Below are 14,183 nucleotides of genomic sequence, written 5' to 3'. Positions count from 1 at the left end.
CGCTTGAAAAGGCGGCGCAAGAACGCAATGGGCCCTGCAATGCAGGGCCATTTGCAACCTAACATCGGTGTTGACCAGCGCGGCTACTACCCACCGCACGGAAGAGTCCTTTCAGCGCGCTGCAACAAGTGCCTCAGCTTTACGAGAGGGCGACATCCGCCCTTTATATGCTCTTTCTTTCGGGCGGCTCAGATATCCCAATTCGCGACGGGGTGCCAGCCGCCCTCCACGTAGCAATGCACGTGCGGGCCGCGCTGACCGAATTCGTGGGCATAGAAGAAGCAATGAATAACGCAGGACACGCCTATAGGATTACGAGCAGCACAAGTCCACTTCTTCATTTCATGCGGATGCTTCGCAACTATCAAATCCACATTGGTAGCCAGCCAATGGCAAGAAAGACCGTGGATATAATCTTCGGCGGCAAGGATGCCGTCATCGAAGTCGCCACTATCGACAACCTGCACGCCGACGACTTCATGCAGCTGGACACTATGAGGAAGTACAACTCATACAGCCGGAATGAAGTGGAGCGAATGATTGACTTGTTTCGCGAGCAGCAGGAGCGGCTGGGTGTGTACGAAATTCTTAGGCAAGGGACCAATCGCCTAATCTATGAAGTGCTTCAGCACATCTAAAGACGCGTATACGAACACCCCCACAGTACAGACATCAGGGTGCACAATCATTCCACTGAAGCTTGTGAGTTACGTCTCAGTGCCCGAGGGGAGACAGTGCTAGGCTCGCGCATCGAGAAGCGTGAAAGCCTCCATGATTTGTTACAAACTCTGGAGATGTCGCATGAAAAGGAAGGTTCTAGGATGCTCCGCAGCACTTCTTGTATCCACCTGTGCTTTGGCGCAGGTGCCTGACGCTGACACGCAGGAAGGCAAGGAGATGCGGATTCAAATTCACAGCTACATGAGTGAACACCCTACGGTCTCGATAGACGAAGCAATCACGCGCCTAGCGGTTCAAGGTGAGGTGATGTCGGATATTGAAGCGTTGCGTATCGAGTTCGCAGATCGTCTAACGGAACTGTCGATCAAAGACGCGCCAGATCAACACATCCTGGTGCAGCTCAAGGGGCCAGATCCAGTCGCGGATCGAACGATCAACACCGAGAGCGCGACGACCCGCGTGGTGTTCGAGGTTGGTCACAAGTACACCCAGGACGAGTTTTACGCGCTCCTTGCTAAGCACAGACCTCTTCTTCACAGCGCCATACCAGGCATCACGGGGACGACTGGGTTCCCAGGCGAAGAACGGGTGCTGATTGACATAAACGGCGACAGCCGCCAAGCAGAAGAGTTGAAGGATACAATCAAGAAGCTTGAAAGAGTCACCGGTCTCAAGATTGAAGTCCGCCCCAACATGCCGAAGTCAGTCAACGCGGAGTATGTTGTTGGCGGCGCCCCCCCCTCCAATCCAACAATAGCTACTGCACCTCAGGATTTAACGTTGCGATCCTCGCGCCGGACATAGCGCAGCGCGCTGGCACTCATCCCAATGATCGCCAGGGCACGGCGCTCGCTTGCCCCGCGCTGCACCCACTGCCGCACCAGCGCACCCCGCACCGGCGGGTCCGCTACCTTTCTCGCAGCGCGTCCTTGATCAGATCGTTCTCGAACAGCTGCTCGGCCAGCAACTTCTTCAGCCGGACGTTCTCGGCTTCCAGGTCCTTCAACCGCTTGGCGTCGGGCACGCTCATGCCACCGAACTTGCTGCGCCACAGTTGGTACGAGGCCTCGCTGAAGCCATGTCGACGGCACAGGTCCTTCACCGCCATGCCGGCCTCTGCCTCGCGTGGGAAGCCGATGATCTGTTCTTCGGAAAAGCGTTCTTCATGTCCAATCTCCGGCTTGTCGGGGATTGAACTCCAAATCGCCGTGCTACTCAAAACCTGAGGGACGTCGGGGGCACAAGAGCGCCGCCATGCGCGATAGATACGATCATCGCTTGCCTGTCGTGAAACCCGCATCTCTCCCGAAGTGTTCGGTAGGGTTTTCAGGAGCAAAAGAAAAAGGCGCCCAAAAGGACGCCTAAGTCGCTGATGCAATTGGTGGGCCGTGAAGGATTCGAACCTTCGACCAAAAGATTAAAAGTCTTCTGCTCTACCGACTGAGCTAACGGCCCATTGCACTGCCCCAGCCTTTCGGCGGGGTGGGCATTCTACCCTACTTTGGCGGGCCGGGTGAAACCCCAGCGTGTCGAGGATGCCGGCCAGCGGCCGGCACTACCCGATCTGGCGAACCCGCTTAAACCTTCCGGGCCTCACGCGCATCCCAGCTGTGATTCCTGCCCGGAGCCACGGATGCGCCTGCCCCTCTGCCTCGTTGCCGCCCTGCTGCTGCCCTGTACGGCACTGGCCACCCCATCCCAGGTCGTCACCGACGACATCGGCCGCTTCTGGGCCACCTATGACGCGGTGCGCGCCGAGCCCGACGTTGAACGCCAGGTCGCACTCGTGCAGGAGCGCTACATCGATCCAGGCAGCCCCGGCCTGCATGCGCTGACGCATGTCCGCAACTATACCGCCCGCGAATACGCCGAGGCCATGCGCGCGTGGCCGCGCTTCTGGACGTCGGTACGCCCATTGACCGCCAACGCGCAGCAGGCCAGCGCCACTCTGGAGCGGGACCTGGCCGCCTTCCGCACGCTCTACCCCGCCCTGCGTCCGGCCACCATCACCTACGCAGTCGGTGTGCTGCGCACCGGCGGCACCACGCTGGGTGACAAGGTGCTGATCGGTGCCGAGATGGCGCTGGGCGATGAGCGCGTGGACGTGAGCGAACTGCCCGAAAAGATGCGCGACCGGCTACGGATCTTCTACGACAGCCGTCCGGGGGCGAACAACGCGCAGAACAACCTGCACGAGTACGTGCATACCCAGCAGCGCGAGACCACCGGCAGCCTGGCGCAGTACGTGGTGCGCGAGGGTGTGGCCGAGTACGTGGGCGAGCGGCTGAGCGGGCGTCGGCCGGCGTTGCCGCTGTATGCCTACGGGCCCGCGCACGAGCCGGAAATCCGCACGCGCTTCATTGCCGAGATGGACGGGGGTAACCTCGACAACTGGCTCTACAACAGCGCCCGCAATCCATTCGGGGTGAGTGATTTGGGGTACTACGCTGGGTATCGCATCGCGCAGGAGTACATGCGCCAGCAGGCCGACGAGAAGGCCGGTATCGCGCGGATGATCGAGTTGGACTATGCCGATCCGAAGGCGGTGCGGGCGTTCATCGAGGCATCGGGGTGGTTGCCTGATGAGGCTGCCGGCCAGCGGCCGGCACTACCAGACTCCAACCGCCGGTAGCGCCGGGACAGAGAGTGCGAACCAACGGTTCGCACCCACCATTGGGGCATCAGCCCCATCACCTCAGACGTACAGCGTGGGGTCCGGCACGCCGGCTTCGGCGAAACCCTGCGCGCGCAGGCGGCAGGCATCGCAGTGGCCGCAGGCGGCGCCGTTGGCGTCGGCGTTGTAGCAGGACACGGTCAGGCCGAAGTCCACGCCCAGGCGCACGCCTTCGCTGACGATCTGGCCCTTGCTGAGGAACTGCAGCGGTGCGTGCACCTTGATGCCCGCGCCCTCCACCCCTGACTTGGTGGCCAGGTTGGCCAACGCCTGGAACGCGGCCACGAACTCGGGGCGGCAGTCCGGATAGCCGGAATAATCCACCGCGTTGACGCCGCAGAAGATGTCGTTGGCGCCGAGCACTTCGGCCCAGCCCAGGGCGAGCGACAGCATGATGGTGTTGCGCGCCGGCACGTAGGTGACCGGGATGCCGGCACCGCCGGCCTCGGGCACGTCGATGTCGTCGGTCAGCGCCGAGCCGCCAATGCTGCGCAGGTCCACGTCCACGGTCTTGTGCGCGACCACGCCCTGGGCCTTGGCCACGCGGGCGGCGGCGTCCAGTTCGGAGGTGTGGCGCTGGCCGTAGCGCACGCTCAGGGCATGCACGGCGAAGCCCTGTTCCTGGGCCATGGCGATGACGGCGGCTGAATCCATGCCGCCGGAGAGAAGCACGACTGCCTTCTTCATGGGTAAAACATCCGGTTGGGAGGGGAAAGCCAGCACGCTGTCCCGCGCCGGAGTTACATCAGGGAACGTTGCCTGGGCTCATCGGCCCGGCTCGTCGTTCCACAGGATTTTATGCAACTGCATCTGGAAGCGCACCGGCAGGCGGTCTTCGACGATCCAGTCGGCCAGCTGGCGCGCGGTGATCTCGCCCTTGCTGGGCGAGAAGAACACGGTGCAGCGCTTCACCAGCTCGTGCTCGGCGACCAGGGCCTTGGCCCAGTCGTAGTCCTCGCGGCTGCAGATGACGAACTTGATCTGGTCGCGTGCGGTCAGCAGCGGCAGGTTCTCCCAGCGGTTGCGCGCCACTTCGGCCGACCCCGGGGTCTTGATGTCGACCACGCGCGATACACGCGGGTCCACCGCGCTGACGTCCAGCGCGCCGGAGGTTTCCAGCGAGACGTCCATGCCGGCGTCGCACAGCTTCTGCAGCAGCACCAGGCAGCGTTTCTGCGCCAGCGGCTCGCCGCCGGTCACGCAGACGTGGCGCACGCCCTGGGCCAGCACCTCGGCCACGATGTCGTCGATGTCCCACCAGGTGCCGCCATGGAAGGCATAGGCCGTATCGCAGTACTGGCAGCGCAGCGGGCAGCCGGTCAGGCGCACGAACACAGTCGGCCAGCCGGCGGTATCGGCTTCGCCCTGCAGCGAGGTGAAGATCTCGGTGATCTTCAGGCGTGGCAGGGGCGACTGCACAATCTCACTGGGCGTGGCGGCGGCGCTGGACGGGGTAACGGCGGTCATGGCGGGCACTTCTTGGTGGGACACGTGGCGGGTGGGCTACCGTGGCCGGTAACGAAAGCAGCCGAGCGTGGGCTCGGCTCTACAACAACAACCGGGCGGGCATGGCCCAGCCGGTAACGAAAGCAGCCGAGCGTGGGCTCGGCTCTACAACAGCAACCAAACGGGCATATCCCTGCCGGTGACGCGAGCCGTCGGGCATGGCCCGGCGCTACCGGATCCGGGCGGGTTTGCCGGTCCGGAAACGAAAGCAGCCGAGCATGGGCTCGGCTCTACAGGGCACACATTGTACGCCCGGTCAGCGGATCAGCGGATCTGCTTGCCCAGGCGGATGGACTGCAGACGGTCCTGCGCGGTGCGCGCGGCGTCCGAGCCGGGGTACTGCGCCACGACGGTCTCCAGCGTCTGCTGGGCCTGGTCTACCTTGCCCTCGCCGTACTGCGAGAGGCCGATCTTGAGCAGGCCGCCCGCGGCTTTGTCGTGGGTCGGATAGCGCGAGAGCAGTTCACGGAACTGGGTCTCGGCCATCGGGAAATTGCGGGTGGCGTAGTAGCTCTCGCCCAGCCAGTACAGCGCGTTCGGCGCGTAGACGCCATTCGGGTACAACTCCAGGAAGCTCAGGAACAGCTGAGCCGAATCGTCGTACCTGCCGGCCTTCAAGGCATCGAAGGCAACGTTGTAGGAGGTGCGCTCGTCACCGGTGGCGGCGAGGCTGCCGGCATCACCATGGACGGAAGGCGGCCGCTCGGAAGTGGCCGCCGCTGCGGGTTTTGCCGGGGCCGGTGCGGCCTTGGGCGCGCTCGCCGGAACGGGCGGCAGGGCCGGGGCGGCGTTGCCCCCTTCCAACCGGTTCAGGCGGCTGTCCAGATCCAGGTACTGGTCCTGGGCGGACTGCTTGAGCTGGGCGTTGTCGTGCTGCAACTGCTCGATCGAGGCCTGCAGGCTGGTGACCTGCTGCCGCAGCTGATTGATCTGGTTCAACAGGTCCTGGTTGGCACTGTTGTTGTACATCTGCTGCTCGAGCGCGCCGACACGGTCAGCCAGGCTCTGTCGCTGTGCGTGCGCCGGTGCGGCAGCCACGAGGGCTGCCGCAACGACCAGCATCAGTTTGATGCCAATGCGCATGGATTACTGCGCGGTGTAGACGATTTCGACGCGACGGTTCTGCGACCAGCAGGACTCGTTCGACTCGGTGCAGACCGGACGCTCTTCACCGTAGGACACGACGGTCAGCTGCGAAGCCGAACCACCGTTGGCCTGCAGGGCCGAGCTGACGCCGTTGCCACGACGCTCACCCAGGGCCTGGTTGTACGCGCGCGAACCGCGCTCGTCGGTGTGGCCCTGCAGGGTGATGCGCGAGGACGGACGGTCACGCAGGTACTTGGCGTGGCACGCCATGATGGCCTGGAATTCCGGCTTCACGTCTTCCTTGTCCAGGTCGAAGTAGACCACGCGCTGGCGCAGGCAGGCGTCGGTGTCCAGGTCGCCCGGGCCGTACAGGCCGGAGGTCGACGGACCGGTCGGGGTGGTGGTCGAGGTGCCGGTGTCGACCGGGGCTGCCGGCTCTTCCTTCACCTTCTTCGAGCAACCGGCCAGGACGGCCACAGACAGCAGGGAAACAAGCAGAACGCGGGTGGACTTGTTCATGGCGATACCTTTGTGGCTCCTAAGCCGATGAGGGGTTCAAGACAACGAAAATATTAACACTCTTTTAGCGCTGGGTACGGTATGGGGACCATGCCGGTTCGCGCACATCACCGTCAGCCAGGACCAGGCGCTGGCGAACCCGCGCATCGGCCGAAACGGCATACAACACACCACGGCCACCTTCGCGGGCGGCGTACAGCACCATGCTTGCGTTGGGCGCAAAGCTCGGCGATTCATCGAGCGAACCCGGGGACAGCGTGCTCCAGCGGGGCGACCCCAGCGAGCTGTCCATCATCGCGATCTTGTAGCTGTTGCCAGAACCCTGGGCGACGACGATCTTCTTGCCGTCGTAGGACACCGACGGCTTGGCATTGTAGTTGCCCTGGAAGGTCACGCGCTCGGCGCTGCCGCCACCGGCACCGACCTTGTAGACCTGCGGACGGCCGCCGCGGTCGGAGGTGAAGTACACCGCGCTGCCGTCCGGTGCCCAGGTCGGCTCGGTATCGATGGCGAAGTGGTTGGTCAGCTGGGTCAGCTGCTTGCTGCCCAGGTCCATGACGTAGATTTCCGGGTTGCCCGAACGCGACAGGGTCAGGGCCAGCTTGCGGCCGTCCGGCGAGAACGCCGGGGCGCTGTTGATGCCACGGAAGCTGGTGACCAGCTCGCGCGCGCCAGTGCCGATGTTCTGGATGTAGATGGCCGAATTGCCACGCTCGAAGCTGACGTAGGCCAGCTTGCTGCCATCCGGGCTCCACGACGGCGACAGCAGCGGCTCGGCCGAACGCACGATGGTCTGCGGGTTGAAGCCGTCGGAGTCGGCCACCATCAGCGCATAGCGCATGGCGTCGCCCTTGCCGCTGGCAGTCACGTAGGCGATGCGGGTCCAGAAGGCGCCGCGGATGCCGGTGATCTTCTCGTAGATGGCGTCGGCCATCTGGTGGGCGACGTCGCGCATGGCGTTGCCGCGGGCAGTCATCGCCAGGCCCAGCAGGCGCTCGCCCTTGGGCACGTCGAACAGTTCGTATTCGACGCGGTAGGCACCGGCACCGGCGTCGAGTACGCGGCCGACCACGATGTAGTTCTGCTTCAGCGCGCGCCAGGTGGCGAACTGGATGTCGCCGCCACGCACCGGCTTTTCGACGATCTGCGCTTCCGGCAGCGTGCGGAACTGGCCCGAACGCTCCAGGTCGGCACGGACCACGCCGGCGACGTCGGTCTGCGGAGCGGCCGACGAACCCTGGTAGGGCATCGGCACGATGGTGATCGGCAGCGCGGAGGCATTGCCGCCGATGATGTCGATATCCAGCCCCTTCTGCTGCGCGACGGCAGCAAAGGGCAGCAACAGGGCCGCAAACACGGCAAGCCAGCGAGGCATCTTTTTCATGGAGCGCTCAATAGGGGAAACCGGAACGAGGGATAGCAAAGCAGGAGTGAACCGCTTCGCAATCATGAACCAAGGGTACGTGAATTCCGGGTCAGTTCCAGCCCGTCCTCTCACGCACCGTTAACGTCGTGGCTAACATCGCACCTGCCTGCCCCGGTCACTCCGCCCAGCGGGGCGGTGTTCGACAGAAGCCTAAAGCCTGCCCGGCCGAAACCGAGCACACCAGAGGCAAGCGCGACATCCATGGGCAGGAGTGGCCCGAGCCCCCCCCCTGCCCTGCCCGCCTCAGCGATCCTGGGCGGTAAAAGTGAAGTTGAGCGTGCGCGCGAACACCGACTCGAAGCCGCGGTACGGCAACGGCTGCGCATTGAGCACGGCGGCCTCGATCGAACGCTTGCCGGCCTCGTCGTACGGGCAGTTCGGGCTGACCTTGGCCTGCATCACTGTGCCACCCGGAATCTGGGTGATGGTGATCTGGCAGCGCTGGCCCAACGGCACCGTGTCCGGCCGCACCCACTGCGACAGCACCTTGGCCTGGATCGCCGCAGCGTACTTGGCCGAAAGATCATCGCTGTTGCCACCACCACCGGCAGCCGGCTGGGACGCACCGCTGGAACCGGCGGCGGCACTGCCGGCGGCATTGCGCGCAGCAGCCACCTGGCGCAGCTTCTGCTCGGCCAGCTTGGCTTCCTTCTCGGCCTGCTCACGACGGGCACGGATCTCGGCGATCTTCTTCTGCTTCTCGGCCTCGGCCTTGTCCGCGGCCTGACGCGCCTGATCGGCCAGCTTCTTCTTCGCGTCTTCTTCCTGCTGCTTGGCCAGGCGCAGCTTCTGCTCGGCCTCTTCCTGGCGCTTGCGTTCGGTCAGGTCGATCTGCTCCTGGCGGCGCTTGGCTTCCTGCTCCTGCCTGGCCTTCTCCTGCGAGATGGCCAGCGCACTCACCGCTTCCTGGTCCTTGGTATCCGGCTGCGCGACACGCTCCTGTGCCTGTTGCTGCTGCGGCGTGGGGGCGTCCTGTGGGCGCGGCTCGGGAATCGGCTGTGGCGGCGGAATGGTGTCTTCCGGCACCGGAACCGGCTCGGCCACCGGCGGCGGCAGGTCTTCCAGCTTTTCCGACTGGCGCAGGGCCTGGCGCGCGGCGGACGCCTCAGACGCTGACAGCGCCAGGCTGGCCTCCACCGAAGGGTCACCGGCGGCGGCATCGGTGTTGCGCTCGGGTGACCAGAACCAGGCCACGATGAAGACCAGCGCGACCAGCAGGTGCACCAGAAGTGCCAGTGCCAGGGGCAGGCCCCAGCCGGGTTCGCGCTGATGCGAAGGTGGCAGGGCGTCAGCGTGCATCGGTGGCCAGGCCTACCTTGTCTACCTTGGCGCGCTTGATCACATCCATCGCGGCGATGACCTTCTCATAGGCCACGGCACGGTCGGCGGCGACGATCACGCGCACGCCCTTGTCCTGGGCGGCAATGCCAGCCAAGCGGCCTTCCAGTTCCTCGGCCGACACGGCGGCCGGTTCCTTGGCGTCGGGCAGCTTCAGGCTGAGCTGGCCGTCCTGGCGCACCGAGACGATCACCGGGTCCTGCTTGCTTTCCAGCGCCTTGGCGTTGGATTGCGGCAGGTCGACGTCGAAGCTCAGGGTGAGCAGCGGCGCGGTGACCATGAAGATGATCAGCAGCACCAGCATGACGTCGATGTAGGGGACGACGTTGATTTCCGATTTCAGCTTGCGGCGCTTTCGGCGGCCGATGGCAGCGGACATGGCTTGGACTCCCGGGTCAGGCGCTTACTCGTCGCCAGCGCTCTGGCGCTGCAGGATGGAGCTGAACTCTTCGGCAAAGGTCTCGAACCGCACCGACATGCGCTCTACGCGGGTGGTGAAGCGGTTGTAGGCCCACACTGCCGGGATCGCCACGAACAGGCCGATGGCGGTGGCGAACAGCGCTTCGGAGATGCCCGGCGCGACGGCGGCGATACCGGCCTGCGCACCGCTGCTGATCATGTCGTGCATGGTCACCATGATGCCGAACACGGTACCGACCAGGCCCACGTACGGGGCGGTCGAGCCGATATTGGCCAGCAGTTCCAGGTTGCGCTCAAGCTGGTCCACTTCGCGGGTGTAGGTGGTACGCATGGCACGCTGCGCGCCTTCCAGCTGCGCACGGCCGTCCAGGCGGCGCTTGTCGCGCAGGCGGGTGTACTCGCGGAAACCGGCTTCGAAGATGGCTTCCAGGCCGGTCACGCTGCGGCTGCGGTCGGTGGCGGCGCTGTACAGCTTGCCCAGGTCGGCGCCGGACCAGAAGCGGTTCTCGAACTCGTCGGCTTCGCGGGTGGCCTGCTTGAACACGCGTGCCTTGCGGAAAATGATCACCCAGCTGACGAACGAGCCGACCAGCAGGAGCAGCACGATGATCTTCACCGGCAGGCTGGCCTTGGCCATCAGTTCGAGGTAGTTGATGCCGCCGCCGGTGGTGGCCTGGGCAAGGGTCTGTGTCGCGGCGTTGCTGACGTCGGCCGGCAGTGCCTCGGTGACCGTGGCCTGCAGGGCCAGGAGCGTTGCGATCATCCGTTGTTCCTCAGTGTTCGGATTCGGGGTGGAGGTGGGGTTGCAGCACGGCAAGGACGGCCTCGTCCATGCCACGCGGGCGGAAACTGGCCGCGTCCAGTGCGGCGATGCGGACCTGGGCCGACAGCAGCAATTCGCCGTCGCGCAGGATCTGCTGGTCGAAGACCATGCTGGCCTTCTTCAGCTGGACCAGACGGGCGCTCACCTGCAGGGTGTCATCCAGCCGTGCCGGCCTGATGAAATCCATCTGCATCGAGCGCACCGCGAAGACCATCCCATGCTCGGCGCGCATGCGCTCCTGGCCGTAGCCGAGCGCACGCATCCATTCGGTCCGGGCCCGTTCCATGAAGGCCACGTAGCGGGCGTGGTAGACCACGCCGCCTGCGTCGGTATCTTCCCAGTAAATGCGTGTCGGCCAACTGAATAGTGGCTCAACCAACATCGGGAACCTCCGCGAACAGGTCCTGCGGCGGGTTCTTCGGCTTCAGGCCCATGTGCCGGTAAGCCTTGTGGGTGGCCATGCGGCCACGCGCGGTACGCACCAGGAAGCCCTGCTGGATCAGGTAGGGCTCGACCACGTCTTCCAGCGTGCCACGCTCCTCGGACAGGGCCGCGGCCAGCGATTCGATGCCGACCGGGCCGCCATCGAAGTAGTCGACCATGGTCCTGAGCAGGCGCCGGTCGAGCTCATCAAAGCCCTCCGGGTCGACCTTCAGCATCTGCATCGCAGCCTGTGCCACGGCCTCGTCGATGTGGCCGCCCGCCTTTACCTGCGCGTAGTCGCGCACGCGGCGCAGCAGGCGGTTGGCGATACGCGGGGTGCCACGCGCGCGGCGCGCGATCTCCCCTGCCCCATCGGCGGTGCAGTCGATGGCCAGGATCGCCGCCGAACGGCGCACGATGCGGGTCAGCTCTTCGACGCTGTAGAACTCCAGCCGCTGGACGATGCCGAAGCGGTCACGCAGCGGTGCGGTCAACAGGCCGGCACGGGTGGTGGCACCGATCAGGGTGAACGGCGGCAGGTCGATCTTGATCGAGCGGGCAGCGGGGCCCTCGCCGATCATGATGTCGATCTGGAAATCTTCCATCGCCGGGTACAGCACTTCCTCCACCACCGGCGACAGGCGATGGATCTCGTCGATGAAAAGCACGTCGTGCGGCTGCAGGTTGGTCAGCAGCGCAGCCAGGTCGCCAGCCTTCTCGATCACCGGGCCGGAGGTCACGCGCAGGGCCACGCCCAGTTCGTTGGCGATGACGTGGCTGAGCGTGGTCTTGCCCAGGCCGGGCGGCCCGAAGATCAGCACGTGGTCGAGCGCGTCGCCGCGCCCCTTGGCCGCTTCGATGTAGATCTCCATCTGCTCGCGCACCGGGGCCTGGCCGAGATAGTCGGCCAGGCGCTTGGGGCGGATGCTGGCGTCGGCGGCGTCATCCTCGCGGGTGGCGCCGGCGCCGATGATGCGGTCGTCGGTCATGTGCTGATTATGCGGCAAAAGTGCGGGGTTCGGCCGGGCTGCGCCCGGCGCCCGCAGAGGCAACGGCAACATCCAGAGCAACAGCCGAAGCGGGCTTCCTGGGGAATGGCGGGGTGGGTCCGGTTGCGGGGGACGCCGTAAATACGTCCATGTAGGCTCGGTCGCGCCATCCATGGCGCTCACACCCCCGCAACCGGATCCACCCCGCCTTCGACAGTTTCCTGCGGCCTGTCGGAACGGCGTTCTGCTTTGGTGGGGGCCGACCGTTGGTCGGCACGGTAGATCCACGCCATGCGTGGACGGATCTCTGGAGGAATCGACGGTGGAGATTAAATCTCCACCTGCGCGCCGAGTTCCACCAGCCGGTTACCCGGAATCCGGAAGAAGCCGGTCGCCGGCGCGGCATTCCGGTGCATCAGCGCGAACAGCTTGTCGCGCCAGATCGGCATGCCGCGGTTGGCGGTGGCCACGATGGTCTCGCGGCTGGCGAAGAAGGTGGTGTCCATCGGGTCGAAGTAGATGCCGCCGTGGTCGCACGAGCGCATCAGCGCCAGTGGGACGTCCGGGGTCTCCATGAAGCCGAAGCGCACATAGACCCGGTAGAACTCGTCGCCCACCGATTCGATCTTCAGCCGCTGCCCTTCCATCGCATACGGGATCGGCAGGGTTTCCACATGCAGGAACACGTTGCGTTCGTGCAGCACTTTGTTGTGCTTGAGGTTGTGCATCAGTGCGTGCGGGGCCACGGTCGGATCCGCAGTGAGGAACACGGCGGTGCCCGGCACGCGTACCGGCGGCGCCAGCATCAGGCCCGGCAGGAAGGTATCCAGGCGGATGCCGTCCTTGCGGATCTCATCGCGCAGCAGCTCGCGGCCCCGGCGCCAGGTACGCATCATGGTGAACAGGAAGATGCCCAGCACTACCGGGAACCAGGCGCCCTGCAGCAGCTTGGCGCCGTTGGCGATGACAAAGCCGAGGTCGATGATGAAGAACACCACGCACAGGGGCAGCAGCCAGGCGCGTGCCTTCGGCCACAACGAGCGGGCCACCAGGGCCAGCAGCAGGGTATCGATCAGCATGGTGGCCGACACCGAGATGCCGTAGGCCACCGCCAGGTTGGACGAGCTGCGGAAGGCCAGCACCAGGCCGATCACCATCACCGCGATGCCCCAGTTGATGCCCGGGATGTAGATCTGGCCGATGGTGTCGTGCGAGGTGTGCTTGATGCGCATGCGCGGGATGTAGCCCAGCTGCATCGCCTGACGCGAGACCGAGAACGCACCGGTGATGACCGACTGCGAGGCAATCACCGCCGCCATGGTGGCCAGGATGATCATCGGGTACAGCGCCCACGACGGCACTGCCTCAAAGAACGGGTTCTTCAGCGCCTCGGGATGGTTGAGCACCAGTGCGCCCTGCCCCAGGTAGTTCAGCACCAGGCACGGCAGCACGAAGAAGTACCAGGCATGGCGGATCGGCTTGGCACCGAAGTGGCCCATGTCGGCGTACAGCGCTTCGCCGCCGGTCACCGCCAGTACCACCGCACCGAGGATGAAGATGCCGTGCCAGCTGTGCTCCGTGAAGAAGCGGATCGCCCACCACGGGTTGAAGGCTTTCAGCACTTCCGGCGCATCCACGATGTTGTAGATGCCGATCGCCGCCAGCGAAATGAACCAGACCGACGTGATCGGGCCGAACGCCTTGCCGATCTTCTCGGTGCCGAAGCGCTGCGCCGCGAACACCATCAGCAGCACCACCACCGTGATCGGCACGATGAAGGCATGCAGGCCGGGCGCGGCCACCTCCAGGCCTTCGACCGCGCCAAGCACCGAGATCGCCGGGGTGATCACGCCGTCGCCGAAGAACAGCGAGGCGCCGAAGATGCCAAGGATGCCCACCACGTAGGCCGAGCGCGACCCGTTGCGCAGCGTGCGCTGGGTCAGCGCCATCAGCGCCATGATGCCGCCCTCGCCGTCATTGTCGGCGCGCATGATGATGGTCACGTACTTCAGCGTGACCACGATGTTCAGTGCCCAGAACGCCAGCGAGAGCACGCCCAGTACCGTGTCGTGGTCGCTGTTGAGCCCGTAGTGCGGCGAGAACGCCTCCTTCAGGGTGTACAGCGGGCTGGTACCGATATCACCGAAGACCACGCCGATCGCACCGATGATCAGCGCCAGGCCTCCGGCGGGAGGAGCGTGACCGTGGCCGCCGGGGGCAGCTGCGTGCGGGGTTTGACTGCTGGACATGGGACTCCTGGCGAGGCTCAGGCTGTTCGTTGAGAGAAAGGAAGCCGAC

Annotated in this window: 14 protein-coding genes, 1 tRNA gene and 1 pseudogene; 3 read left to right on the top strand and 13 right to left on the bottom strand. The window is 65.0% G+C overall.

Annotated elements, in window-relative coordinates:
• The first annotated feature begins 128 nt into the window (after positions 1-128).
• Positions 129-638 (top strand): hypothetical protein, encoded by a 510-nt coding sequence (locus AC5P65_RS17145; protein ID WP_111098891.1) that lies wholly within the window; start codon positions 129-131, stop codon positions 636-638.
• 163 nt (positions 639-801) lie between these two features.
• Complete coding sequence (locus AC5P65_RS17140) at positions 802-1,485, top strand: hypothetical protein (RefSeq protein ID WP_146256821.1); 684 nt, start codon at positions 802-804, stop codon at positions 1,483-1,485.
• Here AC5P65_RS17140 and AC5P65_RS17135 read toward each other — a convergent pair.
• A pseudogene (locus tag AC5P65_RS17135) lies at positions 1,461-1,789 on the bottom strand (transposase); the annotation flags it as partial. The gene AC5P65_RS17140 and the pseudogene AC5P65_RS17135 overlap by 25 nt on opposite strands.
• Before the next feature lie 271 nt (positions 1,790-2,060).
• Positions 2,061-2,136: transfer RNA gene (locus tag AC5P65_RS17130), tRNA-Lys, on the bottom strand.
• A gap of 178 nt (positions 2,137-2,314) precedes the next feature.
• Between AC5P65_RS17130 and AC5P65_RS17125 the strand changes: the two genes are divergently transcribed.
• Positions 2,315-3,313, top strand: a complete 999-nt coding sequence (locus AC5P65_RS17125) for a DUF2268 domain-containing putative Zn-dependent protease (protein ID WP_495230948.1) — start codon at positions 2,315-2,317, stop codon at positions 3,311-3,313.
• A 63-nt stretch (positions 3,314-3,376) separates the two neighbouring features.
• Here the strand turns inward: AC5P65_RS17125 and queC are convergent, their stop codons facing one another.
• The 11 genes from queC to AC5P65_RS17070 all read right to left on the bottom strand — a co-directional run bounded on the left by queC (position 3,377) and on the right by AC5P65_RS17070 (position 14,134).
• Entirely contained in the window at positions 3,377-4,042 is a 666-nt protein-coding gene (gene queC, locus AC5P65_RS17120; protein WP_111098894.1) for a 7-cyano-7-deazaguanine synthase QueC, read from the bottom strand.
• 78 nt (positions 4,043-4,120) lie between these two features.
• Complete coding sequence (gene queE, locus AC5P65_RS17115) at positions 4,121-4,822, bottom strand: 7-carboxy-7-deazaguanine synthase QueE (RefSeq protein ID WP_019660124.1); 702 nt, start codon at positions 4,820-4,822, stop codon at positions 4,121-4,123.
• 303 nt (positions 4,823-5,125) lie between these two features.
• Positions 5,126-5,944 carry a tol-pal system protein YbgF gene (gene ybgF / locus AC5P65_RS17110; RefSeq protein ID WP_019660125.1) on the bottom strand — a complete coding sequence of 273 codons (819 nt, stop codon included), beginning with the start codon at positions 5,942-5,944 and terminating at the stop codon, positions 5,126-5,128.
• 3 nt (positions 5,945-5,947) lie between these two features.
• Positions 5,948-6,466 carry a peptidoglycan-associated lipoprotein Pal gene (gene pal / locus AC5P65_RS17105; protein ID WP_005418510.1) on the bottom strand — a complete coding sequence of 173 codons (519 nt, stop codon included), beginning with the start codon at positions 6,464-6,466 and terminating at the stop codon, positions 5,948-5,950.
• Positions 6,467-6,530: 64 nt separating this feature from the next.
• Positions 6,531-7,850, bottom strand: coding sequence for a Tol-Pal system beta propeller repeat protein TolB (gene tolB / locus AC5P65_RS17100; RefSeq protein ID WP_019660126.1), 1,320 nt, complete (start codon positions 7,848-7,850; stop codon positions 6,531-6,533).
• A gap of 285 nt (positions 7,851-8,135) precedes the next feature.
• Positions 8,136-9,191 (bottom strand): cell envelope integrity protein TolA, encoded by a 1,056-nt coding sequence (tolA, locus tag AC5P65_RS17095; RefSeq protein ID WP_021203147.1) that lies wholly within the window; start codon positions 9,189-9,191, stop codon positions 8,136-8,138.
• Entirely contained in the window at positions 9,181-9,609 is a 429-nt protein-coding gene (gene tolR / locus AC5P65_RS17090; RefSeq protein ID WP_006438804.1) for a protein TolR, read from the bottom strand. Before tolR ends, tolA begins: the two co-directional genes overlap by 11 nt.
• A gap of 24 nt (positions 9,610-9,633) precedes the next feature.
• Positions 9,634-10,413 (bottom strand): protein TolQ, encoded by a 780-nt coding sequence (gene tolQ, locus AC5P65_RS17085; protein WP_005410752.1) that lies wholly within the window; start codon positions 10,411-10,413, stop codon positions 9,634-9,636.
• A gap of 10 nt (positions 10,414-10,423) precedes the next feature.
• Positions 10,424-10,855 carry a tol-pal system-associated acyl-CoA thioesterase gene (ybgC, locus tag AC5P65_RS17080; protein WP_019660128.1) on the bottom strand — a complete coding sequence of 144 codons (432 nt, stop codon included), beginning with the start codon at positions 10,853-10,855 and terminating at the stop codon, positions 10,424-10,426.
• Positions 10,845-11,885 carry a Holliday junction branch migration DNA helicase RuvB gene (ruvB, locus tag AC5P65_RS17075; protein ID WP_019660129.1) on the bottom strand — a complete coding sequence of 347 codons (1,041 nt, stop codon included), beginning with the start codon at positions 11,883-11,885 and terminating at the stop codon, positions 10,845-10,847. The genes ybgC and ruvB overlap by 11 nt, the downstream gene beginning before the upstream one ends.
• Positions 11,886-12,214: 329 nt before the next feature.
• A complete protein-coding gene (locus AC5P65_RS17070) occupies positions 12,215-14,134 on the bottom strand; it encodes a potassium transporter Kup (RefSeq protein ID WP_111098895.1) in 1,920 nt (639 codons plus the stop codon).
• Positions 14,135-14,183 lie beyond the last annotated feature (49 nt).

Source organism: Stenotrophomonas sp. YJH_SMC_48-3 (assembly GCF_059369375.1).
This window is presented reverse-complemented; position numbering and strand designations above follow the sequence as displayed.

Coding starts and splice junctions, on each gene's coding strand:
- ybgC (WP_019660128.1), bottom strand. CDS start 10,855: ATGTTGGTTGAGCCACTATTCAGTTGGCCGACACGCATTTACTGGGAA.
- pal (WP_005418510.1), bottom strand. CDS start 6,466: ATGAACAAGTCCACCCGCGTTCTGCTTGTTTCCCTGCTGTCTGTGGCC.
- tolQ (WP_005410752.1), bottom strand. CDS start 10,413: ATGATCGCAACGCTCCTGGCCCTGCAGGCCACGGTCACCGAGGCACTG.
- AC5P65_RS17140 (WP_146256821.1), top strand. CDS start 802: ATGAAAAGGAAGGTTCTAGGATGCTCCGCAGCACTTCTTGTATCCACC.
- tolR (WP_006438804.1), bottom strand. CDS start 9,609: ATGTCCGCTGCCATCGGCCGCCGAAAGCGCCGCAAGCTGAAATCGGAA.
- AC5P65_RS17125 (WP_495230948.1), top strand. CDS start 2,315: ATGCGCCTGCCCCTCTGCCTCGTTGCCGCCCTGCTGCTGCCCTGTACG.
- queC (WP_111098894.1), bottom strand. CDS start 4,042: ATGAAGAAGGCAGTCGTGCTTCTCTCCGGCGGCATGGATTCAGCCGCC.
- AC5P65_RS17070 (WP_111098895.1), bottom strand. CDS start 14,134: ATGTCCAGCAGTCAAACCCCGCACGCAGCTGCCCCCGGCGGCCACGGT.
- ybgF (WP_019660125.1), bottom strand. CDS start 5,944: ATGCGCATTGGCATCAAACTGATGCTGGTCGTTGCGGCAGCCCTCGTG.
- tolA (WP_021203147.1), bottom strand. CDS start 9,191: ATGCACGCTGACGCCCTGCCACCTTCGCATCAGCGCGAACCCGGCTGG.
- queE (WP_019660124.1), bottom strand. CDS start 4,822: ATGACCGCCGTTACCCCGTCCAGCGCCGCCGCCACGCCCAGTGAGATT.
- ruvB (WP_019660129.1), bottom strand. CDS start 11,885: ATGACCGACGACCGCATCATCGGCGCCGGCGCCACCCGCGAGGATGAC.
- tolB (WP_019660126.1), bottom strand. CDS start 7,850: ATGAAAAAGATGCCTCGCTGGCTTGCCGTGTTTGCGGCCCTGTTGCTG.